Annotated in this window: 28 protein-coding genes and 2 pseudogenes; 17 read left to right on the forward strand and 13 right to left on the reverse strand. The window is 69.7% G+C overall.

From position 1 onward, the window contains the following. Nucleotides 1–224: 224 nt before the first annotated feature. Nucleotides 225–407: a hypothetical protein gene (locus EPO51_RS07240; protein ID WP_293347990.1), complete on the forward strand. Its 183-nt coding sequence runs from the start codon at nucleotides 225–227 to the stop codon at nucleotides 405–407. On the opposite strand, the gene EPO51_RS07245 is transcribed toward EPO51_RS07240, so the two are convergent. Next, a complete protein-coding gene (locus EPO51_RS07245) occupies nucleotides 404–994 on the reverse strand; it encodes a nucleotidyltransferase family protein (RefSeq protein ID WP_293347993.1) in 591 nt (196 codons plus the stop codon). The genes EPO51_RS07240 and EPO51_RS07245 overlap by 4 nt on opposite strands. A 29-nt stretch (nucleotides 995–1,023) precedes the next feature. Here EPO51_RS07245 and moaA point away from each other — a divergent pair, with 29 nt between their 5' ends. The 3 genes from moaA to EPO51_RS07260 are packed head-to-tail and all read left to right on the forward strand — an operon-like array spanning nucleotide 1,024 to nucleotide 2,729. Continuing rightward, nucleotides 1,024–2,049, forward strand: coding sequence for a GTP 3',8-cyclase MoaA (moaA, locus tag EPO51_RS07250; RefSeq protein ID WP_293347996.1), 1,026 nt, complete (start codon nucleotides 1,024–1,026; stop codon nucleotides 2,047–2,049). Between the two features lie 3 nt (nucleotides 2,050–2,052). Beyond that, on the forward strand, nucleotides 2,053–2,292 hold the full coding sequence (locus EPO51_RS07255) for a MoaD/ThiS family protein (RefSeq protein WP_293347999.1): 240 nt from the start codon (nucleotides 2,053–2,055) through the stop codon (nucleotides 2,290–2,292). Beyond that, a complete protein-coding gene (locus EPO51_RS07260; RefSeq protein WP_293348002.1) occupies nucleotides 2,289–2,729 on the forward strand; it encodes a molybdenum cofactor biosynthesis protein MoaE in 441 nt (146 codons plus the stop codon). The genes EPO51_RS07255 and EPO51_RS07260 overlap by 4 nt, the downstream gene beginning before the upstream one ends. 4 nt (nucleotides 2,730–2,733) lie before the next feature. Here EPO51_RS07260 and EPO51_RS07265 read toward each other — a convergent pair. Continuing rightward, nucleotides 2,734–5,021 (reverse strand): annotated as a pseudogene (locus EPO51_RS07265) (FdhF/YdeP family oxidoreductase). Beyond that, on the reverse strand, nucleotides 5,014–5,853 hold the full coding sequence (gene fdhD, locus EPO51_RS07270) for a formate dehydrogenase accessory sulfurtransferase FdhD (protein ID WP_293348005.1): 840 nt from the start codon (nucleotides 5,851–5,853) through the stop codon (nucleotides 5,014–5,016). Before fdhD ends, EPO51_RS07265 begins: the two are co-directional and overlap by 8 nt. A 146-nt stretch (nucleotides 5,854–5,999) precedes the next feature. Between fdhD and EPO51_RS07275 the strand changes: the two genes are divergently transcribed. The 4 genes from EPO51_RS07275 (at nucleotide 6,000) to moaC (ending at nucleotide 9,286) form a co-directional block, all read left to right on the forward strand. Further along, a complete protein-coding gene (locus tag EPO51_RS07275; RefSeq protein ID WP_293348008.1) occupies nucleotides 6,000–6,272 on the forward strand; it encodes a hypothetical protein in 273 nt (90 codons plus the stop codon). Between the two features lie 12 nt (nucleotides 6,273–6,284). Further along, nucleotides 6,285–8,102, forward strand: coding sequence for a glutamine--fructose-6-phosphate transaminase (isomerizing) (gene glmS / locus EPO51_RS07280; protein WP_293348011.1), 1,818 nt, complete (start codon nucleotides 6,285–6,287; stop codon nucleotides 8,100–8,102). Between the two features lie 171 nt (nucleotides 8,103–8,273). Further along, on the forward strand, nucleotides 8,274–8,822 hold the full coding sequence (gene moaB, locus EPO51_RS07285; RefSeq protein WP_293348014.1) for a molybdenum cofactor biosynthesis protein B: 549 nt from the start codon (nucleotides 8,274–8,276) through the stop codon (nucleotides 8,820–8,822). Continuing rightward, entirely contained in the window at nucleotides 8,819–9,286 is a 468-nt protein-coding gene (gene moaC / locus EPO51_RS07290) for a cyclic pyranopterin monophosphate synthase MoaC (RefSeq protein ID WP_293348016.1), read from the forward strand. The genes moaB and moaC overlap by 4 nt, the downstream gene beginning before the upstream one ends. On the opposite strand, the gene EPO51_RS07295 is transcribed toward moaC, so the two are convergent. Further along, a complete protein-coding gene (locus EPO51_RS07295) occupies nucleotides 9,283–10,149 on the reverse strand; it encodes a bifunctional regulator KidO (RefSeq protein WP_293348018.1) in 867 nt (288 codons plus the stop codon). The two genes, moaC and EPO51_RS07295, sit on opposite strands and share 4 nt — an antisense overlap. Nucleotides 10,150–10,297: 148 nt before the next feature. Here EPO51_RS07295 and EPO51_RS07300 point away from each other — a divergent pair. Beyond that, nucleotides 10,298–11,143 (forward strand): annotated as a pseudogene (locus EPO51_RS07300) (XdhC family protein); the annotation flags it as partial. 77 nt (nucleotides 11,144–11,220) lie between these two features. On the opposite strand, the gene EPO51_RS07305 reads toward EPO51_RS07300, so the two are convergent. Further along, nucleotides 11,221–12,420, reverse strand: coding sequence for a molybdopterin molybdotransferase MoeA (locus EPO51_RS07305; RefSeq protein WP_293348020.1), 1,200 nt, complete (start codon nucleotides 12,418–12,420; stop codon nucleotides 11,221–11,223). Further along, on the reverse strand, nucleotides 12,417–13,601 hold the full coding sequence (locus tag EPO51_RS07310) for a M24 family metallopeptidase (RefSeq protein ID WP_293348023.1): 1,185 nt from the start codon (nucleotides 13,599–13,601) through the stop codon (nucleotides 12,417–12,419). Before EPO51_RS07310 ends, EPO51_RS07305 begins: the two co-directional genes overlap by 4 nt. Before the next feature lie 192 nt (nucleotides 13,602–13,793). Here EPO51_RS07310 and EPO51_RS07315 point away from each other — a divergent pair, with 192 nt between their 5' ends. From EPO51_RS07315 to EPO51_RS07325, 3 genes are read left to right on the forward strand one after another with little or no spacing between them, the layout of a single operon-like run. Beyond that, on the forward strand, nucleotides 13,794–14,705 hold the full coding sequence (locus EPO51_RS07315) for an aminotransferase class IV (RefSeq protein ID WP_293348026.1): 912 nt from the start codon (nucleotides 13,794–13,796) through the stop codon (nucleotides 14,703–14,705). Continuing rightward, entirely contained in the window at nucleotides 14,702–15,427 is a 726-nt protein-coding gene (locus EPO51_RS07320) for a sulfotransferase-like domain-containing protein (RefSeq protein WP_293348029.1), read from the forward strand. The genes EPO51_RS07315 and EPO51_RS07320 overlap by 4 nt, the downstream gene beginning before the upstream one ends. Nucleotides 15,428–15,449: 22 nt before the next feature. Further along, entirely contained in the window at nucleotides 15,450–16,820 is a 1,371-nt protein-coding gene (locus EPO51_RS07325) for a M28 family peptidase (RefSeq protein WP_293348032.1), read from the forward strand. A 6-nt stretch (nucleotides 16,821–16,826) separates the two neighbouring features. Here the strand turns inward: EPO51_RS07325 and EPO51_RS07330 are convergent, their stop codons facing one another. The 4 genes from EPO51_RS07330 to EPO51_RS07345 all read right to left on the reverse strand — a co-directional run bounded on the left by EPO51_RS07330 (nucleotide 16,827) and on the right by EPO51_RS07345 (nucleotide 19,652). Further along, nucleotides 16,827–17,687 carry a dienelactone hydrolase family protein gene (locus tag EPO51_RS07330; RefSeq protein WP_293348035.1) on the reverse strand — a complete coding sequence of 287 codons (861 nt, stop codon included), beginning with the start codon at nucleotides 17,685–17,687 and terminating at the stop codon, nucleotides 16,827–16,829. Nucleotides 17,688–17,787: 100 nt separating this feature from the next. After that, nucleotides 17,788–18,252: a hypothetical protein gene (locus tag EPO51_RS07335; RefSeq protein WP_293348037.1), complete on the reverse strand. Its 465-nt coding sequence runs from the start codon at nucleotides 18,250–18,252 to the stop codon at nucleotides 17,788–17,790. An 84-nt stretch (nucleotides 18,253–18,336) separates the two neighbouring features. Then, nucleotides 18,337–18,990, reverse strand: coding sequence for a lysoplasmalogenase family protein (locus tag EPO51_RS07340; RefSeq protein ID WP_293348039.1), 654 nt, complete (start codon nucleotides 18,988–18,990; stop codon nucleotides 18,337–18,339). Continuing rightward, nucleotides 18,987–19,652, reverse strand: a complete 666-nt coding sequence (locus EPO51_RS07345; protein ID WP_293348042.1) for a nitroreductase — start codon at nucleotides 19,650–19,652, stop codon at nucleotides 18,987–18,989. The genes EPO51_RS07340 and EPO51_RS07345 overlap by 4 nt, the downstream gene beginning before the upstream one ends. 69 nt (nucleotides 19,653–19,721) lie before the next feature. Here EPO51_RS07345 and mtgA point away from each other — a divergent pair, with 69 nt between their 5' ends. From mtgA to EPO51_RS07360, 3 genes are all read left to right on the forward strand, one after another. After that, nucleotides 19,722–20,423: a monofunctional biosynthetic peptidoglycan transglycosylase gene (gene mtgA / locus EPO51_RS07350; RefSeq protein ID WP_293348045.1), complete on the forward strand. Its 702-nt coding sequence runs from the start codon at nucleotides 19,722–19,724 to the stop codon at nucleotides 20,421–20,423. 162 nt (nucleotides 20,424–20,585) lie between these two features. Then, a complete protein-coding gene (locus tag EPO51_RS07355) occupies nucleotides 20,586–21,197 on the forward strand; it encodes a PEPxxWA-CTERM sorting domain-containing protein (protein WP_293348048.1) in 612 nt (203 codons plus the stop codon). Between the two features lie 206 nt (nucleotides 21,198–21,403). Then, nucleotides 21,404–21,829: a CBS domain-containing protein gene (locus tag EPO51_RS07360; RefSeq protein ID WP_293348051.1), complete on the forward strand. Its 426-nt coding sequence runs from the start codon at nucleotides 21,404–21,406 to the stop codon at nucleotides 21,827–21,829. A gap of 7 nt (nucleotides 21,830–21,836) precedes the next feature. Here the strand turns inward: EPO51_RS07360 and EPO51_RS07365 are convergent, their stop codons facing one another. Beyond that, nucleotides 21,837–22,055, reverse strand: a complete 219-nt coding sequence (locus EPO51_RS07365) for a hypothetical protein (protein ID WP_293348054.1) — start codon at nucleotides 22,053–22,055, stop codon at nucleotides 21,837–21,839. Nucleotides 22,056–22,214: 159 nt separating this feature from the next. Between EPO51_RS07365 and ald the strand changes: the two genes are divergently transcribed. Continuing rightward, nucleotides 22,215–23,327: an alanine dehydrogenase gene (ald, locus tag EPO51_RS07370; protein WP_293348057.1), complete on the forward strand. Its 1,113-nt coding sequence runs from the start codon at nucleotides 22,215–22,217 to the stop codon at nucleotides 23,325–23,327. Here ald and EPO51_RS07375 read toward each other — a convergent pair. After that, nucleotides 23,324–23,548, reverse strand: coding sequence for a hypothetical protein (locus tag EPO51_RS07375; protein WP_293348060.1), 225 nt, complete (start codon nucleotides 23,546–23,548; stop codon nucleotides 23,324–23,326). The genes ald and EPO51_RS07375 overlap by 4 nt on opposite strands. Nucleotides 23,549–23,607: 59 nt before the next feature. Continuing rightward, on the reverse strand, nucleotides 23,608–24,576 hold the full coding sequence (locus tag EPO51_RS07380; RefSeq protein WP_293348063.1) for a WD40 repeat domain-containing protein: 969 nt from the start codon (nucleotides 24,574–24,576) through the stop codon (nucleotides 23,608–23,610). 164 nt (nucleotides 24,577–24,740) lie between these two features. On the opposite strand from EPO51_RS07380, the gene EPO51_RS07385 reads away from it, so the two are divergent. After that, entirely contained in the window at nucleotides 24,741–25,184 is a 444-nt protein-coding gene (locus tag EPO51_RS07385; RefSeq protein WP_293348065.1) for a biopolymer transporter ExbD, read from the forward strand. Nucleotides 25,185–25,366: the final 182 nt, after the last annotated feature.

Below are 25,366 nucleotides of genomic sequence, written 5' to 3' on the forward strand. Positions count from 1 at the left end.
CATGCGCGTCATGGTGGCGCCTCGCAAGTGCGGGACCGCTGTCGCATATCGCGTCCCGCGAACGCAGATTTCCCAGTGATGTGGCGCCGCCGACGGCCTTTCGAGGACGAGGGCCCGCGCGTCCCTGCGACACATGCGCCTGCAACCAAAAATTGAGCTCGCGGTTAACTGCCGGTTAAGCCTTGTCCATCTAAGTTGATGGCTAGAATGTCGAGGCAAACGCTATGGTCAGCGTGCAGCTACGAAATTCCGGCTCGGGTCTCTGGACCCCTTTCACCCTGCCCACCTCGGTGCAGGCCGCGCAGACGATCGCCAGTGCGGTGAAGACGCTCAACATCGCCGACCAGGTTCGCATCACGCCTGCGGCCGTCGCGCCCGCACCCGTGAAGCTCGACATCCAGGTCTAGCGTCCCGCTAGGTCGCCGCGTTCGTCCACATCGAAGAGCACTCCGTCGTCCGGCGCTTCGACCCGCGCCAGCCGCATGCCCAGCGCCTGGAGGATCGGCCGCGCGCCCACGTCACCCGTGAGCCGCGACACTTCCTCGAACAGCGCCCGGCTCAGCACGACGGGATTCCCCCGTCGCCCCTCGAAGATCGGCGCGGCGGCCGGCGCGCCATCGGCCACCGCCTGGGCCAGGGGCCTCAGCACGGCATGCGGGACCCGCGGCATGTCTCCGAGGAAGACGAAGGCCGCCCCGGCGTCGGCGGACAGGCTGGCGATCCCCGCCCGCAGCGAGGCGGCCATGCCCTCGGCATGATCGGCGGCGTGGATCAGCCGGACGTCCAGGTCGAAGGCTCGTGCGCAGGCGGCCACGGCCTGAGCGTCCGCGCCCGTGACGACCGTGATCGCCCCCGGCGCCGCGGCGCGCGCGGCGGCCAGCGCACCATGCAGCAGCGGGGCGCCGTGGAAGTCGGCCAGCAGCTTCCCGCCGCCGAACCGGGACCCCGAACCCGCCGCCAGCACCAGTGCGTCGATCCTGGCCACTGTCGCCACGCGCGGTTCCCCCCTATCTTGGTCGTCGAATGACGCCCTACGACGACACCGCCGCGCCCGCCAGGGGGCCGCTCATCGACGGCTTCGGCCGGACGGTGACCTATCTGCGCCTGTCGGTCACCGATCGGTGCGACCTGCGCTGCGTCTATTGCATGGCCGAGCACATGACCTTCCTGCCGAAGGCCGAGGTGCTGACCCTGGAGGAACTGGACCGCATCGCCTCGGCGTTCGTCGGCCTCGGCGCGCGCAAGCTGCGCCTGACCGGCGGCGAACCGCTGGTGCGCAAAGGGATGATGGACCTGGTCCGCCGCCTGGGCCGCCATCTGCGGACCGGCGCCCTGGACGAACTGACCCTTTCCACCAACGGCACCCGGCTGGCGGAGTTCGCCGGCAAGCTCGCGGACGCTGGCGTGCGGCGGGTGAACGTCTCGCTGGACACCCTGAAGCCCGACCTGTTCCGCCGCCTCACGCGCGGCGGCGACGTGGCCAAGGTGTTGGCGGGGATACGGGCCGCGAAGGCCGCGGGACTGTCCGTCAAGGTCAACACCGTGGCGTTGAAGGACGACAACGCCGCCGAGATCCCCGACCTGATCGCCTGGGCGCATGGCGAAGGCTGCGACATCACCCTGATCGAAACCATGCCCATGGGCGAGATCGACGCCGACCGCACCGACCAGTACCTGTCACTGAAGGAGCTCCGCCGCGAGCTGGAGAGCTTCTGGACGCTGGAGGACTTGCCCCTCAACACCGGCGGGCCGGCCCGTTATGTGCGGGTGGCCGAGACCGGCGGTCGGCTGGGGCTGATCACCCCGCTCAGCCATAATTTCTGCGAGGCCTGCAACCGCGTGCGGCTGACGTGTACGGGGACCCTGCACACCTGCCTGGGACAGGAAGACGCCACCGATCTGCGTGCGGTGCTGCGGGCGGGGGCCACCGATGCGGAGCTGGCGGCGGCGATCCGGGGCGCGATCGCGGGCAAGCCCAAGGGCCACGACTTCGAGATCGCGCGGAAAGCTCCGGCCGTGGCGCGGCACATGTCCACGACGGGCGGCTGAACCATGGCCCGCGTGTTGCTTTTCGGTCCCCTGCGCGACCTCGCCGGCTGGCGGGAACGGGAGATCGAGGCCGCGTCCCTGGCCGCCCTTCGAGGTTTCCTGGTCGACGAAGACGCCGACCTGGGCGCGGCCCTGGCCGGGCCGGGTGTCCAGGTGGCGGTGGACCAGGCGGTGGTTCGCGGCGACGTCGGCCTGTCGGCTGGCAGCGAGGTCGCCTTCCTGCCGCCGATGAGCGGCGGATGATCCGGCTAGCCGAGCAACCGTTCGATCCGGGGGCGCTGCTCTCGGAGTTCACGCGCGGCCGCGCGGAGACGGGCGCCGTGGCCACCTTCACCGGCATAGCCCGGGCCGAACGGGGCGCGACCACCGTGCTGGAGCTGGAGGCCTATCCCGGCTTCACCGAGGCCGAGATCGGCAAGATCGCCGACCAGGCGCGCGAGCGGTTCGGCCTGCATGACCTGGCCATCCTGCATCGGGTCGGGAAGATCGGCCCCGGCGAGCCCATCGTCTTCGTCGCCACCGCCGCGGGCCACCGCCGCGCCGCCTTCGAGGCCTGCGACTTCCTGATGGACTACCTGAAGTCGAAGGCCCCCTTCTGGAAGAAGGAGCATGGGCCCGACGGCGACCGCTGGATCGAGCCCACAGCGCAGGACCACGCCGACCGGGAACGGTGGAGCTAGGCCTTCAGCCCGTTGCGTGCCGGCGTATCCGCACCGGCACGGACTTGTAGGCCGGCGTTCCGCTGCGCCGGTCGTGGTCTTCGAGCGCCACCAGGCCGTTCGCCTCGGGATAGTAGGCGGCCACGCAGCCCTGCGGGATGTCGCGCTCGACGGCCGTGAAGCCGCGCACGATCCGAGCCCCGCTCGTATCCCAGGCCGCCTCGATATCCACGAGGTCACCGCTCGTGAGCCCCAAGCCGACAAGGTCCCCCGGGCTGACGAACACTACGTCGCGCCGCCCGAACACGCCGCGATACCGGTCGTCGGAGCCGTAGATCGTGGTGTTGTACTGGTCGTGGCTGCGCAGGGTGGTGAGCACCAGGACGCCGGGATCGTTGCGGCGCGCATCTTCCCCGTCGGCCACGAAAGGCAGGAAGTTGGCCTTGCCGCTGGCCGTGCGCCAGAGGCGTTCGCTGGCTCCCACGGCGAGGCGGAAGCCCCCGGGGGCGCGGATTCGCGCATTGAAGTCGGTGAAAAGGTCCGGGAACACCGCTTCTATGAGGTCGCGGATCCTGTCGTAGTCGCCTGTGAGGGCCTGCCAGTCCACGGGATCGTGCGCGCCGAAGGTCGCTTGGGCGATACCGGCGATTATGGCGACCTCGGACTTTAGGTGCGCCGAGGCTGGCGGGTTCAAGCCCCTGGAGGCATGCACCATCGACATCGAATCCTCGACGGTCACGGCCTGGCGTCCGCCGGCCTGCAGGTCGAACTCGGTGCGGCCCAGGCAGGGCAGCAGCAGACCCTCCTTGCCCGGCAGCAGGTGCGTTCGGTTGAGCTTGGTGGCGACGTGGACGGTCAGGTCCAGCTTCGGCAGTGCGGCGAAAGTCCGGTGCGGGTCCGGCGCGGCCACGGCGAAATTGCCGCCCAGCCCGATGAATACCTTGGCCTCGCCCCGCTCCATGGCGGCGATGGTCTCGATGACGGTGTGTCCGTGGTCGCGGGGCGAACGGAACCCGAAGACCCGATCCATGGAGGAGAGGAACGCCTCGGACGGCTTCTCCCAGATGCCGACGGTGCGGTCGCCCTGAACGTTCGAATGGCCCCGCAAGGGGCAGATCCCGGCGCCGGGCCGGCCCATGTTCCCGCGCAGCAGCAACAGGTTGGCGAGCTGCTGCACCGTCGAGGACGAGCTGCGGTGCTGTGTGAGGCCCATGCCGTAGCAGAGGATCGTGGCCTGGCTCCGGCATAGATGCGCGCCGCCTCCTCGATCTGCGCTCGGGTCAGGCCGCTGTCGGCCTCGATCGTCTCCCAGCTCAGCGCGGCGAGGCCGGCTGTCAGCAGCTCGAAGCCGCGGGTGTGCTCGGCGATGAACGGGTGATCGAGCGCTGGCGCCTCGTCGGGGTCCTCATCCCAGGCGATCAGCGCCTTCATCATGCCCTGGACCAGGGCCGCGTCGCCGCCGACACGGACCTGATAATAGCGAGAGGCGATCTCGGTGGAGCCCAGGGTGACCATCTCCACGGGATCCTGCGGTGCGGCGAACCGCTCCAGCGCGCGCTCCTTCAAGGGGTTGAAGACCACGATCGCCGCGCCCCGCCGCGCCGCCTCGCGCAGGGTGGTCATCATCCGCGGATGGTTGGTGCCGGGGTTGTGGCCGAAGCTGAGGATCAAGTCGGCGTGATCGAAGTCCTCGAGCGTCACCGTGCCCTTGCCGATGCCGATGGAGTCCGGCAGCCCGACGCTGGTGGGCTCGTGGCACATGTTGGAGCAGTCGGGGAAGTTGTTGGTCCCGAACCTGCGGCCCAGCAGCTGATAGAGGAAGGCCGCCTCGTTGGAGGTGCGGCCCGAAGCGTAGAACTCGGCCTGGTCCGGGTGGTCCAGCCGGTTCAGGCCGGCGCCGATGCGGGCGAAGGCCTCCTCCCAGGTGACAGGGAGGTAGCGGTCGCTGGCCGGATCGTAGGCCAGGGGCTCAGTCAGTCGGCCGGCGTCCTCCAGTTGGTGGTCGCTCCAGCTCCACAGCTCCCGAACGGTATGGCTGGCGAACAGCTCGGGCGTGGCGCGCTTGGAGGTGGCCTCCCAGGCGACGGCCTTGGCGCCATTCTCGCAGAACTCGAACGAGGACGTGTGCTTGGGATCGGGCCAGGCGCAGCCGGGACAGTCGAAGCCCTCGGGCTGGTTGGCGCGCAGCAGCGTGCGGCCGCCTTCCACCACTGTGTGCTGATCCTGGAGAACCTTGCCCACGGCCTTGAGCGCGTCCCACCCGCCGGCGGGATGGGTGTAGGGGCGGATGCCGGGCGTGGCTTTGTCAGACATGGGCGGCCTCGGACGGGGTCGGGACCTGACCACCGACAAGGCGGTCGGTCCTGCTGAAGACCGTGTGGCCGTCCGCCCGGGCAAGGGCGACGAGCGTCACGCCCGCGGCCTCGGCGCGCTGGATGGCGAGGTCGGTGGGCGCAGAGACGGCGACGATCATCGGGCATCCAAGGCGGGCGGTCTTCTCGACCATTTCGAAGGAACAGCGGCTGGTTACGACGACGAAGCCGCCAGCCGGGTCGACGCCAGCCTGCAGCAGGGCGCCGCCCAGTTTGTCGAGGGCGTTGTGCCGGCCCACGTCCTCCCGAACCAGGCCCAGCGCGCCATGGACGTCCGCGAAACCCGCCGCGTGGGTCGCACGCGTGAGGCCGCCCAGCGCCTGACGGGGCCCAAGCGCGGCCACGGCCCGCTGGATCGCGGCGTGCGAGAACTGCGCGCCGGAGGTCACCGCCGGCAGCGGGCGAATGGCGTCCGCGAGGCGCTGAACGCCGCAGAGCCCGCAACTGGACCGTCCCTCCAGCGTCCTCGGCCGGGCGCGCCGGGCCGGCCCCGCGGGTGCGAGCCGCAGGTCCGCCAGGATGCCATCGGTGCGCCGCTCGACGCTCACCTCGATAATCTCCGCCGGCGTCGCGACCCCTTCGGTGACCGCGAAGCCCACCGCCAGATCCTCGACATCGTCCGGCGTCGCCATCAGGACGGTGTGCGGCCGGCTGTTGAAGGAGAGGCCGATGGCGACTTCGGCCGGGGTGATTCGCTCGACGGCCTGCATGCCCGTGGCCGGCCGCCATTCGAGGCCTATGCGACCCACGGTGGTCGCGACGCTGTCGGGCATCGTCCGCTTCCTCTGTCCTGCCCACAGCAACATAGGCGTCCGATCGGGGGAAGCCATCGACGGCGTACCGATATCAAAGTTTGGGCTTGCCCGAAATCGGGCACGAGCGTTGTCTGGCTTCGATGCGATCGTCAGAAGACCCCTCGATGTCGGATGCGGGCGACCTGGACGATCTCGTGGCCCACGTGGCCCGGTCCAGCGACCTCAGTCCGTCGCAAGCGAGGCGGATCGTCGATGACGTGCTCTCCTACCTGGGCGAAAGGCCCGAAGATTTCGTGCGGCGCCGGCACGCCGCCCTGCTGCGGCTGGGCCGCCGAAACGAGGAGATCTACGCGCGGATCGCCGAGGAGGTCGCCCGGCGCCGCTTCCCCGCCCCGCCCTACAGCCTCCGCCAGATCCGCCGCATCATCTACGGCTGAGGCCCGGCGCTGATGTGCGGGATCGTAGGTTACATCGGGTCCAAACCCGTGCTGCCGTTGCTGATCGAAGGCCTGCGGCGACTGGAATACCGGGGCTACGACAGCGCCGGCATCGCCATCGCCGCGGACGGCCGTCTCGCGGTCCACAAGCGCAAGGGCAAGGTGCGCGAACTGGAGAGCGTGTTGCCGGTCGAGGTCCCTGGCTCGGTGGGGATCGCCCACACCCGCTGGGCAACCCATGGCGCGCCCAGCGACCTGAACGCCCACCCGCATGTGGACGCGACGGGGCGGATCGGCGTGGCGCACAACGGCATCATCGAGAACGCCGCCGAGCTGAAGCGCAAACTGCAGGCGGACGGCGTGGTCTTCGTCTCCGAGACCGACACCGAGGTCCTGGCCCACCTGATCGCGCGGCGGCCAGAAAATTCCCTGGTCGAGGCCGTGCGTGGCGCGTTGCGCCTGGTGAAGGGCGCCTATGGGCTGGCCGTGATCGACGCGGGGCGGCCGGACGTCATCGTGGCGGCCCGCAACGGCGGGCCGGTGGTGGTCGGCGTGGGCGATGGCGAAATGTTCGTCGCCTCCGACGCCGCGGCGCTGATGGGCCACGCCCGCTCGGTGGCTCACCTCGACGATGGAGAGGTGGCCGAGGTCCGCGCCGACGGCTTCACCGTGCTGACGCTGGACGGCGGCGAGACCACCAAGGCGACGCTGGAACTCAGCGGCGACGTCGCCGGCTTCGACAAGGGCGACTACGCCCACTTCATGCGCAAGGAGATCGGGGAGCAGCCGGAGGCGGTGCGCCGCACCCTTCTCGGCCGGCTGGACCACCGCTTCTCCACCGCTCACCTGGGCGGCATCGAACTGGCGGCGCGCGAGATGCTGGACATCCGCCGGGTGAAGATCCTGGGCTGCGGCTCGGCCTATTTCGCCGGGACCCTCGGGGCGCACCTGATCGAGCAGCTGGCCCGCATCCCGGCCCATGCCGAGCCGGCCTCGGAGTTCCGCTACCGCAACCCGGTGATCGAGCAGGACACGCTCTACATCGCCGTCAGCCAGTCGGGAGAGACCTTCGACACCCTGGCCGCGATCCAGGAGGTGAAGCGCAAGGGCGGCCGGGTGCTGGGGGTGATCAACAGCGTGGGCTCGACCATCGCGCGCGAGTGCGGCCGCGGCGTCTACCTGCACGCTGGGCCGGAGGTGGCGGTGGTGTCCACCAAGACCTGGACCTCGACCGCCGTCGCCTTCGCCCTGCTGGCGCTGCAGCTCGGCCGCGTGCGCGACCTGTCGGCCGGGCAGGGCGCGCGGATGCTGGCGGCGCTGGCCGCGCTGCCGGACCAGATCGCCTCGATCGTCGCGCGCGAGGCCGAGCTGGCGCCGATCGCCGCCCGGCTGGCCCGGGCCGAGCACGCCTATTTCCTGGGCCGCGCGGCCGGCTACGCGGTGGCGATGGAAGGGGCCCTGAAGCTGAAGGAGATCAGCTACATGCACGCCGAGGCCTATCCCGCCTCGGAGTTGAAGCACGGGCCGCTGGCGCTGATCTCCGCCGACACGCCGACCCTGATTGTGCTGCCGGACGACGACTTGCTGGCGAAGAACCTCTCCACCATCGCCGAGGTCGGCGCCCGCGGCGGCCCGGTGCTGGCGATCACCCATCCCGGCGTCGTCGCCGAGGGTGTGGAGGCCAGTTTCGCGGTTCCGCGCTCGGAGCCCGAGCTGGATCCGATCCTGTTGAACATTCCCCTGCAGCTCGTGGCCTACCAGGTCGCGCAGGGTCTGGGCCGCGACATCGACCAGCCGCGCAACCTGGCGAAATCGGTGACGGTGGAATAGCGCCCTCCCAAATGTTCGTCATGGCCGGGCTTGTCCCGGCCATCCAGACACGCTGACTTGGGGCCAGACGGTGCTGTGACGCCGGTCTGCATGGCTGAGGAAGTCGGCCCGTCTGGATCCCCGGGACAAGTCCGGGGATGACGTTCTATTTTGGTGAGGAAGGAGTCTCCCATGAACGCGTTCACCCCCGGCGGCCGGATCGACACCAACCAGCAGATCAAGCCGGTGAAGGTCGCCGTGCTGACCATCTCCGATACCCGCGACGAGGAGAGCGACACCTCGGGCCATCTGCTGGCCAAGCGGGTCGCCGACGCGGGCCACGAACTGGTCGACAAGGCCATCGTCACCGACAGCATCGTGGCGATCCGCGAGAAGATCGAGGCCTGGGTCGCCACCGGCTTCGTGGAGGCCATCGTCACCACCGGTGGCACCGGCATCACGGGCCGTGACGTGACGCCCGAGGCCGTGCGGCCGCTGTTCGACAAGGAGCTCGATGGGTTCTCCGTCGTATTCCACATGGTCAGCTACCAGTCGGTGGGACTCTCGACGCTGCAATCCCGCGCCTTGGCCGGGATCGTGAAAGGCGTCTTCGTCTTCTGCCTGCCGGGCTCGAACGGCGCGGTGAAGGACGGCTGGGACAAGGTGATCTCGCCTCAGCTCGACAGCCGCCACGGCCCCTGCAACATGGTCGAGCTCATGCCGCGGCTGATGGAGTCTTGAGCAAGCTCACCCACATCGATGAGACGGGCCGCGCCCGCATGGTCGACGTCTCGGACAAGGCGGTGACAACGCGCGAGGCGGTGGCCGAGGGCTTCCTGCGCATGACCCCGGAGACCCTGGCGCTGGCGCTGTCCGGCGAGGGGAAGAAGGGCGACGTCCGCGCGGTGGCCGAGATCGCCGGCGTCATGGCGGCCAAGCAGACGTCCAGCCTGATCCCCATGTGCCACCCCCTGCCGATCTCGAAGGCCGAGGTGCGGGTGGAGCCGGGCGAGGGCGGGCTGGCCGTCACCGCACGCGTGAAGACGACCGGCCAGACCGGGGTGGAGATGGAGGCGTTGACCGCCGTGTCGATCGCCTGCCTGACGCTCTACGACATGCTGAAGGCTGCGGAGAAGGGCATGGTCATCGAAGCCGTGCGCCTGGTCTCGAAGACCGGCGGGAAGTCAGGGGGTTGGCGGGCCTAGGCCGCGACCCAGCTCAGGGCTTCGGGGTCGTCGATGGCCATTTCGTCCCAGTCGAGGTCCGGCGGGGGGCTCATGGCGGCGGCGACCACGGCGCTCATCTCGGCGGCCGAGGTGACACCCACCAGGACGTGGCTGGCCTCGGGACGCGACAGGGCGAACCCCAGGGCCGCCTGGAGCGGATCGGACTTGCCCTCGGCGATCAGCCGGCGGGCGCGGGAAATGCGGCCCGCGGCGGCCTTCAGGTGGCTGGGGGCGCGGTCTGGCGGCAGGAACAGCACGCCGTTCAGGAAGATGGAGCGCAGATGCACCTCAATGCCCATCTCGGCGATGGTGGCCAGCGTGCCGTCCAGCAGCAGGCGCTGGTCCAGCAGCGAGGCGGGAGCCTGGACCACGTCAGGCTTGAAGCGGCGGGCCACGCCCACCGGATCGTCCGAGGCATAGACCGGCACGCCGATCCGCTGGCAGAGGCCTTCGTCCTTGAGCGCCTTCAGGCGGTCCCAGAGCTGGGGGCCCAGGGGCGAGAACAGGTCGGTGGCCGACGGGGCGACGATGGTGTCCACCCGCTCGACGCCCAGGCGCAGCATCTGCGCGCGAAGTTCGGCTTCCACCACCTCCGGCCCGCGGTCGGGGCGGACGGCGGTAAGGGTCATGCGGAACGGGTTGGGCTGGGGCAGCGCGCCGCGCATCAGCCCGTCGGCGATGGCCGAGCCCCGGGCGACCTCCAGGACCGACAAGCCGGAACGGCCGGCGATCGACAGGATGTCCCTGGCCTCGGCCTCCCGCGGCTTCCCCCGCGGGCCGGGCGGCTGATCGAGACCAAACTGGCTGGTCCCGAGGCCGAGCTTGCTGAGGGTTGAGGTCATGCGCCCTGAAAAGCTTGGTCAAATCCGTTCGAGCAGCCATTTTGCCGCAGGAAAGGCTAAGAAGCCGTATCCCCCTGATGGTTAAGGCGTGATTGACCAACTTCCCGAGTGGCCGATGTTCGGCGTCGCTGACGATGTGCGTCCGGCGATGCGCCAGGCCGTGTCCGCGCGCCAGGCGTTCGTGCTGGCGACCCTGGTCTCGGTCGAGGGCGGCGGACCCCGTCCCGAGGGGACGCAGATGGTTTTCGCCCCGGGAATCCTGGCCGGATACTTCTCTGGCGGCTGCGTCGAAGGGGACGTGGCGGGACACGCCAGGGCCTGCCTGGAAGACGGCGATCCGCGCACTCTGATTTACGGCGAAGGCAGCCCCTGGCCGGACATCCGGCTGCTGTGCGGGGCCCGGATCGAGATCTTCCTGGAGCGAATCGGGGCGGGTGATTCGGCCCTGGCCGAACTCCTCGCCGCCGAGGCCGAGCGCCGGCCGGTGAGCTACGTCAGCGACGGTGTCGCGCGGGCCTGCGCCGCGGAGGTGTCGCCCTGGCCGGAGGCCGTGGTGTCGAAGCGTTACGACCCGACCCCGAGGCTGGTGGTGGTCGGCGGCGATCCGACGGCGCTGGCCATCGCCGAGCTGGGGGTGAAATCGGGGTTCGAGACCACCCTGGTCCGGCCCAAGGGCCCCGAGGCGCCGCCGCCGATCGCCGGCGTCGGCTATCGCCGCGACGAACCGGGCGAGGCCCTGGCGGCCATCGGCCTCGATCCGTGGACCAGCGTCGCGGTGGCGACCCATGACCTGGAAACCGACCGTGCGGCCCTGAAGGCGGCCCTGCCGTCCCAGGCGGGCTACGTCGGCCTGCTGGGCGCGCGTCGGCGCCTGGCAGGGCGGCTCACCGAGCTTCAGGTCGAGGGCATATCCGAAGCGACGCTGGCGCGCTTGCACGCCCCCATCGGGCTCGACATCGGCGGCAAGGCTCCCTTCGAAGTGGCGGTGTCGGTGATCGGCGAGATCACCGCGCTGCGCTACGCCCCGCCATTTCCCCCGGAGGGAAATGGCGAATCCTTAGAAGGAGTTGTTCACCCGAAGGGTGAGCGGGCCAGCGGCAGCACCTCGACCACCTCGCCGGCCTCGGCGGCGGACGCGGCGGCGGGCCGCTTCAGCAGGGCGTCGGCGAGCGAAAAGACGCTGACCAGCGAAGAGTCCTGATCCCGATAGGGCTCGGCGACGATCTCGCCGCCCTCGAAACCGAGCTTCGCGCGCATCCAGTGTTCACGCGGCCCGTTGGCCGGCAACGGCCCGGCGAGCTTCGCCTGCATCATCGCGGGCCCCGGCTCTGCACCCTGACAGGCTGCGATGATGGGTTTGAGGAAGAGTTCGGCGCAGACCATGGCCGAGGCCGGATTGCCGGGCAGTCCCAGCAGCCGGCGGCCGTCGGACAGCACGCCGAAGAAGGTGGGCTTGCCCGGCCGCACCGCGACGCTGGCCACCTTCATGTCCAGGCCCAACGCCCCGGCGGCGGCGCGCACCAGGTCATGGTCGCCCACCGACGCGCCCCCGATGGTCACGATCAGGTCGCCGTCGGCGTTGCGAAGGGCGTCGATCGTGGCTTCCAACTCGTCCTTGACCGGTCGCGAGCGGTGAACCTCGGCGCCCCAGCCCGCGATCAGCGCCTCAAGCGCCCGCGAGCCGGAATCGTAGATCTGGAAAGGCCCGGGCTTCGCCGGCGCCTCGACGATCTCCTCGCCGGTGGAGAACAGGGCCACCTTGGGCCGCCTGGAGACGGAGAGTTCGGCGCGCCCGGCCGCCGCGGCCAGGGACAGCCGCCAGGGATCGATCCACAGGCCTCGCGACAGCAGGCGGGCGTCGGCCTTGAAATCCCCGCCCGCGGGCCGGACGTAGTGGTCGGCCTCGACCGCCGGAACGGTCACGGTCTCGGCGTCACGGGTGGCGTCTTCCTGGATCACCATGGCGTCTGAGCCGGCCGGCATCGCCGCCCCGGTGAAGATGCGCACCGCCTCGCCGGCCTGCATGGTCCCCTCGTAGCCATGCCCGGCCGCGCTCTCGCCGACGATCCGCAGCGTGCCTGGTGTGTCGGCCGCGCGCACCGCCCAACCGTCCATGGCCGAGGCCGCGAAGGGCGGCTGGTCGCGGACGGCGAAGACGTCCTCCGCCAGCACCCGGCCGATGCTGTCCTGGATCGCCACGGTCTCGGCGGGCAGGGCCGAGATCTCGGCCAGCATCCGGGCCCGGGCCTCGTCGACGGGAAGCAGTTTCATGCGACGGGCTTGTCGATGGCGGGCTGCGGCGGAGTGAACCAGGCAGCGCCGTCCTCGGTGACGTGGAAGTGGTCCTCCAACCGCACGCCGAACGCGCCCGGGATCACGATCATCGGTTCGTTGGAGAAACACATGCCGGGCTGGAGCGGGGTCCTGTCGCCGCGCACCAGATAGGGCGCTTCGTGGATCGACAGGCCGATGCCGTGGCCTGTCCTGTGGGGCAGGCCGGGTAGGTCATAGTCCGGGCTGAAGCCCTCCGACGCCAGCACCCGGCGCGCTACCGCGTCGATCTCCTCGCACGGCACGCCCGGCTTCACGGCGGCGAAGGCGGCGGCCTGGGCCTTCTTCTCGATCTCCCAGACCCGCGCCTGCTCCTGCGTGGCCTGGCCGTAGACGTAGGTGCGGGTGATGTCGGAATTGTAGCCCTGGACCCGGCAGCCGGTGTCGATCAGCACCAGGTCGCCATCGGCCAGCTTCTGCTCGCCGGGCAGGCCGTGCGGATAGGCCGAGGCCTCGCCGAACTGCACCGCGCAAAAGGAGGAGCCGTCGTCGGCGCCCAGGGCGCGGTGCGCCTGGTCGATGAAGCGCCGGACCTCGCCGGTGGTGACGCCGGGCGCCAGCATCCGGGCGGCGCGCCTGTGGACCTCCAGGGTCATGGCCTTGGCCTGATACATCAGGGCCAGTTCGGCGGGCGACTTGATCATCCGGCAGCCATCGACCACCGGGGCCGCGTTCGGCATGGCCACGCCGGGGGCGGCCAGCCGCAAGGCGTCGAACATGGCGAAGGTGAGGGCCGGATCGATCGCGAGGGACTTGGCGCTCCACCCGGACAGCACCTGGGCGGTCAGGGCGTAGGGGCTCTCGTGCTCTTCCCAGAGCCGCAGAGGCGCCTCGACGCCCATCGACGCCAGCAGCGAGCCCTCTTCGAACCGCGGGCAGATCATCACCGGCTGGCCCTGCTTCGGCAGCACCATCGCGACCAGCCGCTCGGTGGCGTTCCAGCCGACCCCGGCGAAGTAACGCAGCGAAGCGCCGGCGCCGATGAGCATCGCGTCGGTGGTCATCAGGGCCTGCGCCCTGGCCAACCGCGCCAGCCGCTCCTCGCGGGAAATGGGCGGGGCCGGGTTGGGCCAGGGCTTGAGGCCGGCGAGTTCCTTTTCCGCCGTCGATCCGCCGATCATGCACCTACTCCCGTGTCATCCCGGAAAGCGCGGCACGCGCTTGTCCGGGACCCATAAGCGCCAGATGGTCCAGGGTGAAGCGCGGCGGCGACGCTCGCATGAAATACACCGATCTCAGGCGCTTGTGGGGCCCGGTCGTTCGCCTGGCGAAAACCGGGATGACACGCGTGGGAGGCACAGTAGGTTGCCGCCATGGCTGGAAGTCAGGATTTCGCCGCCGATCCGCGCAACGCGGACCTGCGCATCTATCTCAACGGCGAACTGGTTCCCCGCGACCAGGCCAGGGTTTCGGTGTTCGACGCCGGGTTCGTGCTGGGCGACGGGGTGTGGGAGGGCCTGCGGCTGCACAAGGGCCGGCTATTGTTCCTCGAGGAGCACCTGGAGCGCCTGTACGAGGGCCTGAAGGCCATCGCGCTCGACATCGGAATGACGCCGGCCGAGCTGACCGCCGAGCTCAAGCGCACCCTCGCCGCCAACGGCATGGAGCACGGCGCCCACCTGCGGCTGATGGTGACGCGCGGCGAGAAGAAGGCGGTCAACCAGGATCCGCGCAACTGGCTGGGCCGGCCCACCATCGTCATCACCGCCGAGTACAAGGAGCCGTCGCCGGTCATCGTCACCCAGGGGCTGGCGTTGGCGACGTCTTCGATCCTCTGCACGCCGGCTGAGATGTTCGACATGCGGCTGAACTCGCACAGCCGGCTGGCCCTGATCCGCGCCCTGCTGGACGCCATCGAGAAGGGCGGCGACGAGGCGCTGATGCTGGATCCGAACGGCTTCGTCTCGAGCTGCAACGCCACCAACTTCTTCTGGGTGAAGGACGGCCGGGTGATGACCTCGACCGGCGACTACTGCTTCAACGGCGTGACCCGGGCCAACGTCATCGCGCTGTGCCGCCGCCACGAAATCCCCATCACACTGGGCGACTTCGACCTGGGCGACGTGGCCGAGGCGGAGGAGGCCTTCGTCACCGGCACCTTCGGCGGCCTGACGCCGGTGAACAGCATCGACGGCCATCGGCTGCCCGAGGCGCTGCCGGGGCCCATGACCCGGCGCCTGCGCGCGGCCTACGAGGCCCTGAAGGACGAGGACGCCGGGATTTGACCGTCCGTATCGCCATGTGGTCCGGGCCGCGGAACATCTCCACGGCCATGATGCGATCGTTTGAGAACCGCACCGACTGCGCGGTGGTCGATGAGCCGTTCTACGCGGCCTATCTGGCCGAAACCGGCCTGAGCCACCCGATGCGCGACGAGGTGCTGGCGTCGCAGCCGCGGGACTGGCGGGCGGTGGTCGCCGGCCTCGACGCGCTCTCGGGGCCGGTGGTCTACGAGAAGCACATGACCCATCACATGCTGCCCGGTTTCGGCCTGGCCTGGGCGGCGACCCGGGCCAACGCTTTCCTGATCCGCGATCCGGCCGAGGTGCTGGCGTCCTATACGGTGAAGCGGGCCGAGGTGACCCTGGACGACATCGGCGTCGTCCGGCAACGCGAGCTGTTCGACCGCGAGGCCGACCGGCTGGGCCGCGCGCCGCCGGTGGTGCGCGGCGCGGACGTGCTGGCCGATCCGCGTGGGATGCTGTCGGCGCTGTGCATGGCCCTGGGCATCCCGTTCGACGAGGCGATGCTGCGCTGGCCCGCCGGGCTCCGCGACAGCGACGGGGTCTGGGCGCCGGCCTGGTACGATGCGGTCGAGCGCTCGACCGGGTTCGAGGCGCCGCGCGAACGGGCGGCGCCTGCCCTGGGCGACGACCTGCGCCGCATCGCCGACGAAGCCCGCCCGCACTATGAGGCGCTGCTCAAGCACAGCCTTTCGCCCGCCTGAAGTTTGGGTATGGTCCCGCGCCATGCGCCTCGCCACCTCCCTCGCCGCCGCCCTCTCCATGGCCACCTCCGCCCAGGCCCAGCCGCTGGGGGGTGAGCAACCGCTGCTGAAGGAGGTGGCGGGCGCCGTCTCGGCCGCGCGGCAGAAGGCGACGATCGAGAAACTGGTCTCCTTCGGCACCCGCCACACCGGTTCGGACACCAAGTCGGACAAGCGCGGCATCGGCGCCGCGCGCCGCTGGATCGCCTCGGAGTTCGAGGCTGCTTCCAAGGATTGCGGCGGCCGGCTGAAGGTCGCGACGCCCTCGCGAGTGATGACCGCCGAACGGCTGGCTGGCCCGACCGAGGTGATGAACGTCCTGGGCGTCCTGCCGGGCGCGAGCGACCCGAACCGGGTCATCGTGATTTCCGGCCACTACGACAGCCGGGTCACCGACGCGAAGAACTTCACCTCCGACGCGCCGGGCGCCAACGACGACGGCTCCGGCACGGCGGCCGTGATGGAGGCTGCCCGGGTGCTCTGCAAGCACCAGTTCCCGGCCACCCTGGTCTTTGCGGCCTTGGCCGGCGAGGAGGAGGGCCTGCTGGGTGGCAAGGTGCTGGCCGACTACGCCGTGGCCCAGGGCTGGAACGTCGAGGCCAACCTCAACAACGATATCGTCGGCAACACCGAGGGCATCGGCGGCGCCCGCGACAACACCCACGTCCGGATCTTCTCGGAGGGCACGCGGACGACCGAGACGGCCGAGGAGGCGAACCGGCGCCGCTACAATGGCGGCGAGGTCGACAGCCCCTCGCGCAACCTGGCCCGCTTCATGGACGGTCTGGCCGACCGCTACCTCACGAACCTCGACGTGGTGATGGTCTACCGCACCGACCGCTTCGGCCGCGGCGGCGACCAGGTGGAGATGCTGCGCGCGGGCTTCCCGGCCGTCCGCGTCACCGAGGCGGTGGAGAACTACACCCGCCAGCACCAGGACCTGCGCACCGAGAACGGGATCAAATACGGCGACACGGTCGACGGCGTCGATTTCGCCTATCTGGCCCAGGTGACCCGGCTGAATGTGGTGACGATGGCCGCGCTGGCCATGGCGCCGAAGCCGCCCGTCGGCGTGCAGATCGCCGGCGCGGTCAGCGCCGACACCACGGTGAAATGGACGCCGGCGCCGGACGCCTCCGCCTACCGCGTCTGGTGGCGTTCCACGACCGAGCCGCAGTGGCGCTATTCGCGCATGGCCGGGACCGGCGGCGAGACCAAGCTCGTGGCCGTCAACATCGACGACTGGTTCTTCGGCGTCAGCGCGATCAGCGCGGACGGCTACGAGAGCCCGGTGGTCTTTCCGGGGCCCGCGGGCACGTTCGAGCGCGGCGGGATGGCCGCCGCGCCCAAATAGCCGCAGTCAGGCCAGGCTGGTCTTGTAGAGCTTGGTCAGTTCGGCCCACGCCTTTTCGGCCGCCGCTTCGTCGTAGACTTGGCTGCCCTTGACGCACCAGCCGTGGTTGGCGGGATAGACCTCCACCGTGGCCGGCCGCTTGGCCTGGGCGAAGGCGGCTTTCAGGATGTCCTTGGAGTCCGGCTGCTTCTCGTCGTCGTTCCTGGCGACGGCGACCAGGTAGCTGGCGTTGGTCTTGGGGATCAGCAGGTGCGGGCTGTCCGGCGTGGCGGTGGTCAGGCCGCCGCCGTGGAACGAGCCGACGGCGCCGATGCGGTTCGGGACCGCAGCCGCCGTCCGGAACGACAGCGGGCCGCCCATGCAGTAGCCCTGCACACCGGCCTTCTTCTTCCTGTTGGTCTGCGGCTGGGCGTCGAGGAAGGTCAGGTAGGCCGCGGCGTCCTTGTCGACCCCCTCGTTGGTCATCGCCTGGCGGTAGCCCATGACCCGGGCGCGATCGTCCGGCTTGGAGAAGTCGAAGCCCGGCGTCGCCACCACGCCCTTGATCGAGCGGTAGAAGGGGTTGGGAACCAGGACCACATAGCCCTGGGACGCCAGCCGCCGGCCCATGTCGCGGAACGCGGGCCGCAGGCCGGCGATGTCGGTCCAGATCAGGACGGCGGGCCAGGTCCTCTTGCCCGTGGGGTAGAACAGCGCCGCGTCGGCCACGCCGTCCGCCGTCTTCACCTCCACGTCCCTTTCGGTGACGTTGCTCTGGGCGTGGGCCGCGGAGCCCAGGCCCGCCACGGCGGCCGACATGAGGCCGAAGGTCCGGCGCGACACGGTGGGATCGTGGATCAGGCCGACGTGGATGTCGTCGTCACACATGGTGGAAGCCTCCCGCTCTTTCTGTTGTGCGTAAGCGTGGGGCGGATTGTTGCGGCGTTATTTCGGCAGGGCCAGAGGGTGCACGGCGCCGGGCGTTGCTCTAAGCGTCGCCGATGGTCTCAAGCACCAGCGCCGACGCCCGCCGCGCGCGGCCCCGGCGGCGGTCCATGCGCCGCAGCTCGGCGAAGGTATGGTCGGGGTGGGTGCGGGCGAGCTCGCGCAGCCGCCCGACCACCACCGGGGCGTAGGCCGCGCCGATGCCGGCCAGGTCGCCGAAGAAGTCGTGGAACGACATCTCGCGGCCGACCAGCGACTGGGCCAGCTCGCTCGCCACGCCCAGCCCAACGAAGGTCAGCGCCACGTCGAAGGCCCGTGAGCGAGGCAGGGCGGCGGTGGCCACGAGGGTCAGGGCGTAGAACAGCATCGCGTGGGCGACGGTGTCCGGGAACGGCAGGCGAAGGTCTTCGTACCTGAGCGGCCACGACAGCGCCGCCACCGCGGACAGGCCGGCGATCACCGCGCCCGCGCGCAGCATCATCATCAGCTTGTGGGGCGTGAGCCGCATGGAAGTCCGAGGGTCCGAAGCGAAGTCGGGTGACCCTGGCCGAACGCGGTGAAGGCCGATTGAAGATCGATGGTTAGCGGGTCGTCACCGGGCCCTCTGCGGCGATCCGCCACCCAGAGCGCGCACCACCCCCACCGCGATCAGCGTCTGGCCGCCGAAATAGAGGCCCCAGACGGCGAGGCCCGTGGGGAAGGTGTCCAACGCCGGGCGGCCGGTGCGCAGGAAGATCAGCAGGTCGGAGACCGCGAACATGGCGGCGCCCGCGAAGACCAGGGCGCGGGGGAAGCGGCTGAGGAACGCCGCCCCGGTCATGGCGGCGAGACCGGCGGCGTAGAGGGCGATGCCCGCTGCGCCGGCCCGATCGGGCGGCAGGAGGTAGGCGACCCCGGTGATGGCGGCGAAGAGCGCCGCCGCCACGGCCAAGTCCCTCGTGGAGAGCCCGGGCCGGCGGTTCTTGAGGTAGAGCCAGATGGCGGTCAGGTGGCCGGCCAGGAACGCCAGCGCGCCGATGATCAGGCCGTGAGTCTCGAGCAGCACGTCGCCCAGGGTTCCGAAGGCCATGACCGCGGTGAGCAGCCAGCCGTCGAGCGTCTTTGCGTTCATGGCGGCGTAGACGGCCAGCAGGCCGACGCCCGCGCCCTTCCACGTCGTGCCGAGGGCCGGCGGCAGTCCCAGGAACCAGCTGCCGATGTAGCTGACGCCAGCGAAGACCGCGGCGTAGAGGACAATGCGGCTCAAGCTTCGAAGCCCTTCAGTTCGCACCAGACGTCCACCGGGTCGCGGGTGGAGCGCCAGGCGTTGATGGCATGGTCGGGGTCGCGGTGGCCCAGGGCCATGCCGGAGAACACCATGTGGTCGTCGGGCAGGCCCACCGCCCTGGCGACGCTCTGCGGATAGCGGGCCCAGAATTCCTGCGGGCAGGTGTCGAGCCCCGCCTCCACGGCCAGCAGCATCACGTTCTGCATATACATGCCGAGGTCCGCCCACTGCGGCGGCCCCAGCTTGCGGTCCAGGCAGAAGAATAGGCCGACGGGGGCGCCGAAGAACTCGGCGTTGCGGGCGAACCAGCGCAGGCGCGCCGCCTTGTCCTCCCGCGGCACGCTGACGGAGGCGTAGAGCTGTTCGCCGTTCTCGAAGCGCCGCGTGCGGAAGGGGTCCCAGAGGTTGGGCGGGTACACGTCGTACTCCATGGGTTCGCCCATCGGGTTTCCGGCCACCTGCGCCTTGAAGTCGGCCAGGGGCGCGCCCGCCAGCGCATAGACCCGCCAGGGCTGGAGGTTGCCGCCGGACGGCGCGCGCGCCGCCTTTTCCAGAATGTCCGCCACGACGGCGGCCGGAACCGGCTGGTCGGTGAAGGCGCGGACGGAGATGCGGTGTTGGATCGCGTCGGAAACGTTCATGGCTGGTGTGTTGACCTCAGGCTCACGAATCGGCCCTAGCATCGCACCGTAGGGTGAAGGCAAGCGCGCGTGGCGAAACGAGGCAAGGGCGGGTTCTGGGGCGTCGTCAAGGCGGTGCTCGCCGCCGGCATCATGGTCTTCTTCATCGGCCCCGTGATCATGGTCGCGGTCTACCGGTTCGTGCCGCCGCCGGTTACGTTCCTGATGGTCCAGCGGCTCGTCGAGGGCCACGGCCTCGAGCGCCGGTGGGTTCCCATCGAGCGGATCTCGCCGGCGCTCGTCCGTGCGGTGATCGCCGCGGAGGACGCGCGGTTCTGCGAGCACCACGGCTTCGACGTCGAGGCCATCGAGAAGGCCATGAAGGCGAATGCGGCGGGCAAGAAGCTGCGCGGCGGCTCGACCATCAGCCAGCAGACCGCCAAGAACGTCTTCCTGTGGCCGGGCCGTGATTGGGTGCGCAAGGGCCTGGAGGCCTGGTTCACCGTCCTCATCGAGGTCGGCTGGGGCAAGGGACGGATCATGGAGGTCTACCTGAACTCCATAGAATGGGGGCCGGGCGTCTATGGCGCCGAGGCCGCGGCCCAGAAGAACTTCCACGTGCCGGCGAGCAAGCTCACCGTCGCCCAGGCCGCGCGCCTCGCCGCCATCGTGCCCAAGCCGTTGTCGTGGAAGGCCGCCAAGCCGGGACCGTACATCAAGCGGCGGGCGGGCAGCATCAACCGCAACGCCCGGGTTGTGCGCAGCGAAGGCCTCACCGCCTGCGTGCTTTGACGAACGCCGATCGCTGACGAATCGACCCGTCGGCGCCCGGATTTAGATCAACTCCTTGATGCATAGACTCTACCGTCGATTGTCATTGCAGTGCAGCAATCGACGGGTACCGTGGCTGTGGGGGGCGCCTCAAAAACCCCGGTCAGTAGAGGATTTGGCGCCATGAAACGACTACCAACTACCCTCGCCGCGGGGGCGTTCGCGCTCCTGTTGGCGACACCGGCCTTCGCGGACATCGCGGTCCTCGAGGGTCAGGCTCCCGGTGCGCTCGATCCGGTGAGCTTCACCGGCGGCGACACCGGCTTCCAGATCGTCGGCCTAGTCGGGCCAGACGACGCCCAGGTGACGGTCAACGGCGCCGAGGCCCTCGTCGTGCAGGGCCAGACGATCGAGGCCGTCGCCGACACCTTCAACTTCCTGCTGTTCACTCTCGCCGACGCTGGGCTGGCCTTCACCAGCGCCCAGTTCAATCTGAACGCCGCCGCCGCCGGCACGACCACGATCCGCGCCTTCGACCAGTTCGGCAATGACTTCGGCGGGACCTTCTCCGTCGGCGTCAACGGAGCCAACTTCTTCCACGTCTCCGCGACCGCCGGACAACGCATCCAGAGCATCGTGGTGATGTCGTCCGCCGACCTGGAGGACGTCAGCCAGATTCGCCTGGGCGGCATCTCGGCCCTGGTCCCGGAGCCGGCGAGCTGGGGGATGATGATCCTGGGCTTCGGCGCAGCCGGCGCCGTGATCCGCCAACGCCGCAGATCCGCGACCCTCTAGATATCGGGCGCCGCCGACGGGGTTTTCGGCGGCGCTTACGGGAGGTGGCTCTAGGTAGTTCAATATTAAATGAATACTAAAGAATATCTTTCGCGCCATTGGGGCGGCGGAAGCTGGTCCTGTTGCGCCCGGAAACAGCCTTCGCGGAACGGCCGCGCTTCCGAGGGGTTCTTGTCTGCCGACGAACGCCCCAAGGAGCTCGCACGATGAATGTCAGTGAAGTCATGACTGCCCAGGTGGTCACCGCCACGCCGCGATCCACCGTCGCCGAGGTGGCCCGGACCATGGTCAAGGTCGAAAGCGGCGTGGTGCCCGTCGTCGACGACGGCAAGGTCGTGGGCCTGATCACCGACCGCGACATCGTCATCCGCGTGGTGGCGGAAGGCCTGGGCCTGGACACCCCGGTGGCCCAGGTGATGACCGAGGAGGTCGAGACCTGCCGCGAGGACGACAACGTCGCGGACGCCGCCGCCAAGATGGGCTCGAAGCAGATCCGCCGCCTGGCGGTGTTGAACGACCAGGGCAAGCTGGCCGGCATCATCTCCCTGGGCGACATCGCCGTCGACTACGGAGCCAAGAAGGTCGGCCAGACCCTGGAAGAGATCTCGGAGAACTCGCCCGCGGCGCACTAGCCGGCGCTCAGTCCTCCCCGTCGTCCTCCGCCTCGCGCCGCACCAGCTCGGCCACCGGCGGAGGCGGCGGCACGATCTGCATGTTCATCCCGAAGGCCAGCAGCAGGCCGGTGACCAGCACCGCGCTGCCCCGCTGGCGCTTGGCGAACCGCACGGCCCAGACCGCGGGCGGCGCTAGCGCTGCCACGACGATCAGACCCAGGACCAGAGAGGCGAGGTCGGCCATGGCGTGAACATGGGCGACCGGCGAGCGCCGCACAACGCCGACCGGCGGTCGACGGAATCGGCCGTTGCGATCCATGTCTCCGGCTTGTCACTTGACCCTGCAACACCATTCCCCCAAATGCCCAACAAGCCGCAATAACCGACCCTGGGAGGTCACTTCATGCGCGTTGGTGTGCCCCGTGAAATCAAGCCGGACGAATACCGGGTCGGGCTGACGCCCACGGCGGTGCGGGAGTACGTCTCCCACGGCCATGAGGTGATCGTCGAAGCTGGCGCCGGGATCGGCGCCGGCTACGCCGACCAGCTTTACGTCCGCGCCGGCGCGAAGATCGTCGCGGATGCAGACGCGGTGTTCTCCGGCGCCCAGATGGTCGTCAAGGTGAAGGAGCCGCAGCCCGTCGAGTGGGCGCGCCTCACCAAGGACCACATCCTCTTCACCTACCTGCACCTGGCGCCGGATCCGGACCAGGCCGAGGGCCTGCTGAAGTCCGGCTGCGCGGGCATCGCCTACGAGACCGTGACCGACGCCGCCGGGGGCCTGCCGCTGCTGGCGCCGATGTCGGAAGTGGCCGGCCGCATCGCGGTGTTCTCCGCCGGCGAGACCCTGCTGAAGCATAACGGCGGCATGGGCCTCTTGATCGGCGGCGTGCCGGGCGTGCCGCCGGCGCGCGTGCTGGTCCTGGGCGGCGGCGTGGTGGGCATGAACTCGGCCCGCATGGCCGCCGGCCTGGGCGCCGAAGTGGTGGTGGTCGAGCGTTCGATCCCGCGGATGCGGGAGCTGGACAACATGTTCCAGGGCCGGGTGCTGACCCGCTATTCCACCCAGGACGCGGTGGACGAGGAGGTCCTGAAGGCCGACGTGGTGATCGGGGCGGTGCTGACCGCCGGCGCCTCGGCGCCGACCCTGGTGAAGAAGGAGCACCTGTCGAAGATGAAGCCCGGCTCAGTGCTGGTGGACGTCTCCATCGACCAGGGCGGCTGCTTCGAGACCAGCCGGCCGACGACGCACAAGGACCCGACGTACACGGTCGACGGCGTGGTCCACTACTGCGTGGCCAACATGCCGGGCGCCGCGCCCAGGACGTCGTCCGAAGCGCTTGTCCACGCCACCCTGCCGTTCGGCCTGCAACTGGCCGACCAGGGTCTGGACGCGCTCAAGGCCAACAAGCACCTGGCCAAGGGCCTGAATGTCATGGCGGGCGAGATCACTCACCCGGCCGTCGCCGAAGCCCTGGGAAGGTCCTTCAAGGATCCCTACGGAGCCTGGCGTTAAGCCAGGACGCGGATCCCGTGGCGCTGCCGCCAGGCGCGGGAGCGCAGACGCGGCGCCATCAGCAATGCGATCGGCGCCGAAACGGCGAAGGTCGCGGCAATGGACGGTATGAACGCCTTTGAAGGGGCGTCTAGCGCCAGCAGCATGAGCATGGCTGCGCCGAAGGCCACGGCTTGGATCATTGGGTAGAGAAGAGCGGCGATCGCCAGGTTGGTTCGCATCGTCAGTCTCCGTCGGGCGTGGCTCTGATCCACAACGCCGTGGGGCGAACTTCCGATCCTCAAGTGATCTCCGCCACCCCCGCATTCCCATCCTCGTCGCCCCAGGCGACGCGCTTCGCGTCGGGGCTGAGGGCGAGGGCGGATATGGCGGCGCCCTTCTCGGCCTTGATCTGGACCAGCTTCTCGCCGGTCACGTCGGCGGCCCAGACGCGGCCGTCGTCGAGGCCGGCGACCAGCCAGGTCTTGTCCGGAACCGTGGCGACGCGGGTGGTGACGGCGGAATCGTCGTAGCCGATCTCGGCCGCCTGCTTGCCCATGGGCCCGGTTGCGCCCGCGAACGGCCAGCAGACCGCCCCGTTCGCGCCCGAGGTGGCCATCAGGGCGCCCTTGGACATGAAACTCAGGCTCCTCACCTTCGAGGGGTAGCCACCCATCCGCATGTTCTTCTCGTCGGCCACCCGCCAGCCGTGGAGCTGGTTCTCCTGCATGGCGCTGACCAGGAACTTGCCGTCCGGGCTCCAGCACAGGGCGATGTGGCTGCCGGCCCATTTCAGCACCACCGGCTTCTGGTCGGCGATTCGGGCGTACCATAGCCAGGCTCCGCCATAGGTGGCTGCCGCCACGCGCCGGCCCTTGGGGTCGAAGGCGATGTCGGCGACGGACTTCTCGTGGGCGAAGATGCGGGAGAATGCCGGGTCGCCCAGGTCGCGCACATGCAACTCGCGGCCGGCGGCGAAGGCGATCAGACCCGACTCGGGCGAGGCGGCGACCGAGTCGATCCACTTCCCGGGCACGCTGGCGATTTCCTGGGCGCCCGATGGCGTCGAGAACACCACCCGCCCGTCGTCGCCGCCGGTGAGCACGCCCTCGCCCTTGGGCGGAAGGCAGGCCGACAGCGCCGCCCCGTTGTGGGCCGCGACCGTTTCGCCGCCCTCGAAGCGGACGGTCCCGTCGCCCAGGGCGAATCCCGCACGGCCGGCGCGGTCGAAAAGCGCGGCGGTTACATAGGCGTCGAAGGTGAAGGTCATGGCGCGCTTCCTAGGCGCCGGGGCAGGCCGGGGCAAGCGCGGGGCGTTTTCGAAACACGAACGTCGTTCCGGCGCTTTCGGCTTTACAAGCCCTTAGCGGCTTGCCAATGGTCGCCGCGAGAGGCCCGGTCCGCGCGGGCCCTAAGGGTAAGGAACCAGGACGTATGGGCGCAAAGGTTGGCGGAGGGGGCGGCTCGAAGTTCGACCTCGGCCAGAACTCGGACATGAACGTGACGCCTTTCGTGGACGTCATGCTCGTGCTTCTCATCATCTTCATGGTGTCGATCCCGGCAGCGACGGTGTCGATCAAGCTCGACCTGCCGCCGGCGATCCCGCCGCCGCCTGGGACGAAGGTGAAGGAGCCCACGCTGATCAACATCCAGCGGGGCCAGCGCATCTTCATCGGCGAGCGGCCCTCCACCCTGGAAGGCTTGGCGCGCGACCTGTCGGCTCAGCTTCAGGTCGATGATCCGACCATCCCGCCGACCGAGCAGCGCGTGTACATCCGCGCCGACCGGGACGTGCTGTACGGCGAATTCATGGGCGTCATGAACGACCTGCAGGGCAACGGCTTCTATCAGGTCGCCCTGATCAACGAAGAGCTCTAGGCCCTTCGGAACAGCTTCGGGAAAGGCCCGCCGGGGGGAACTCCGGCGGGCCTTTTTCTTTGGGCCAGGCGCGATGGCCTGCGACATCCGGTCAACCTTAATCGCCGGGAAACCCTGGCGGCTTAACCATGCGTCTGGCGGGAGTCAGAACGACCCCGGAAACAGCCTGAAGGCGCGGTCAA

The organism is Phenylobacterium sp., from assembly GCF_004297125.1.
Taxonomy (GTDB): Bacteria; Pseudomonadota; Alphaproteobacteria; order Caulobacterales; family Caulobacteraceae; genus Phenylobacterium.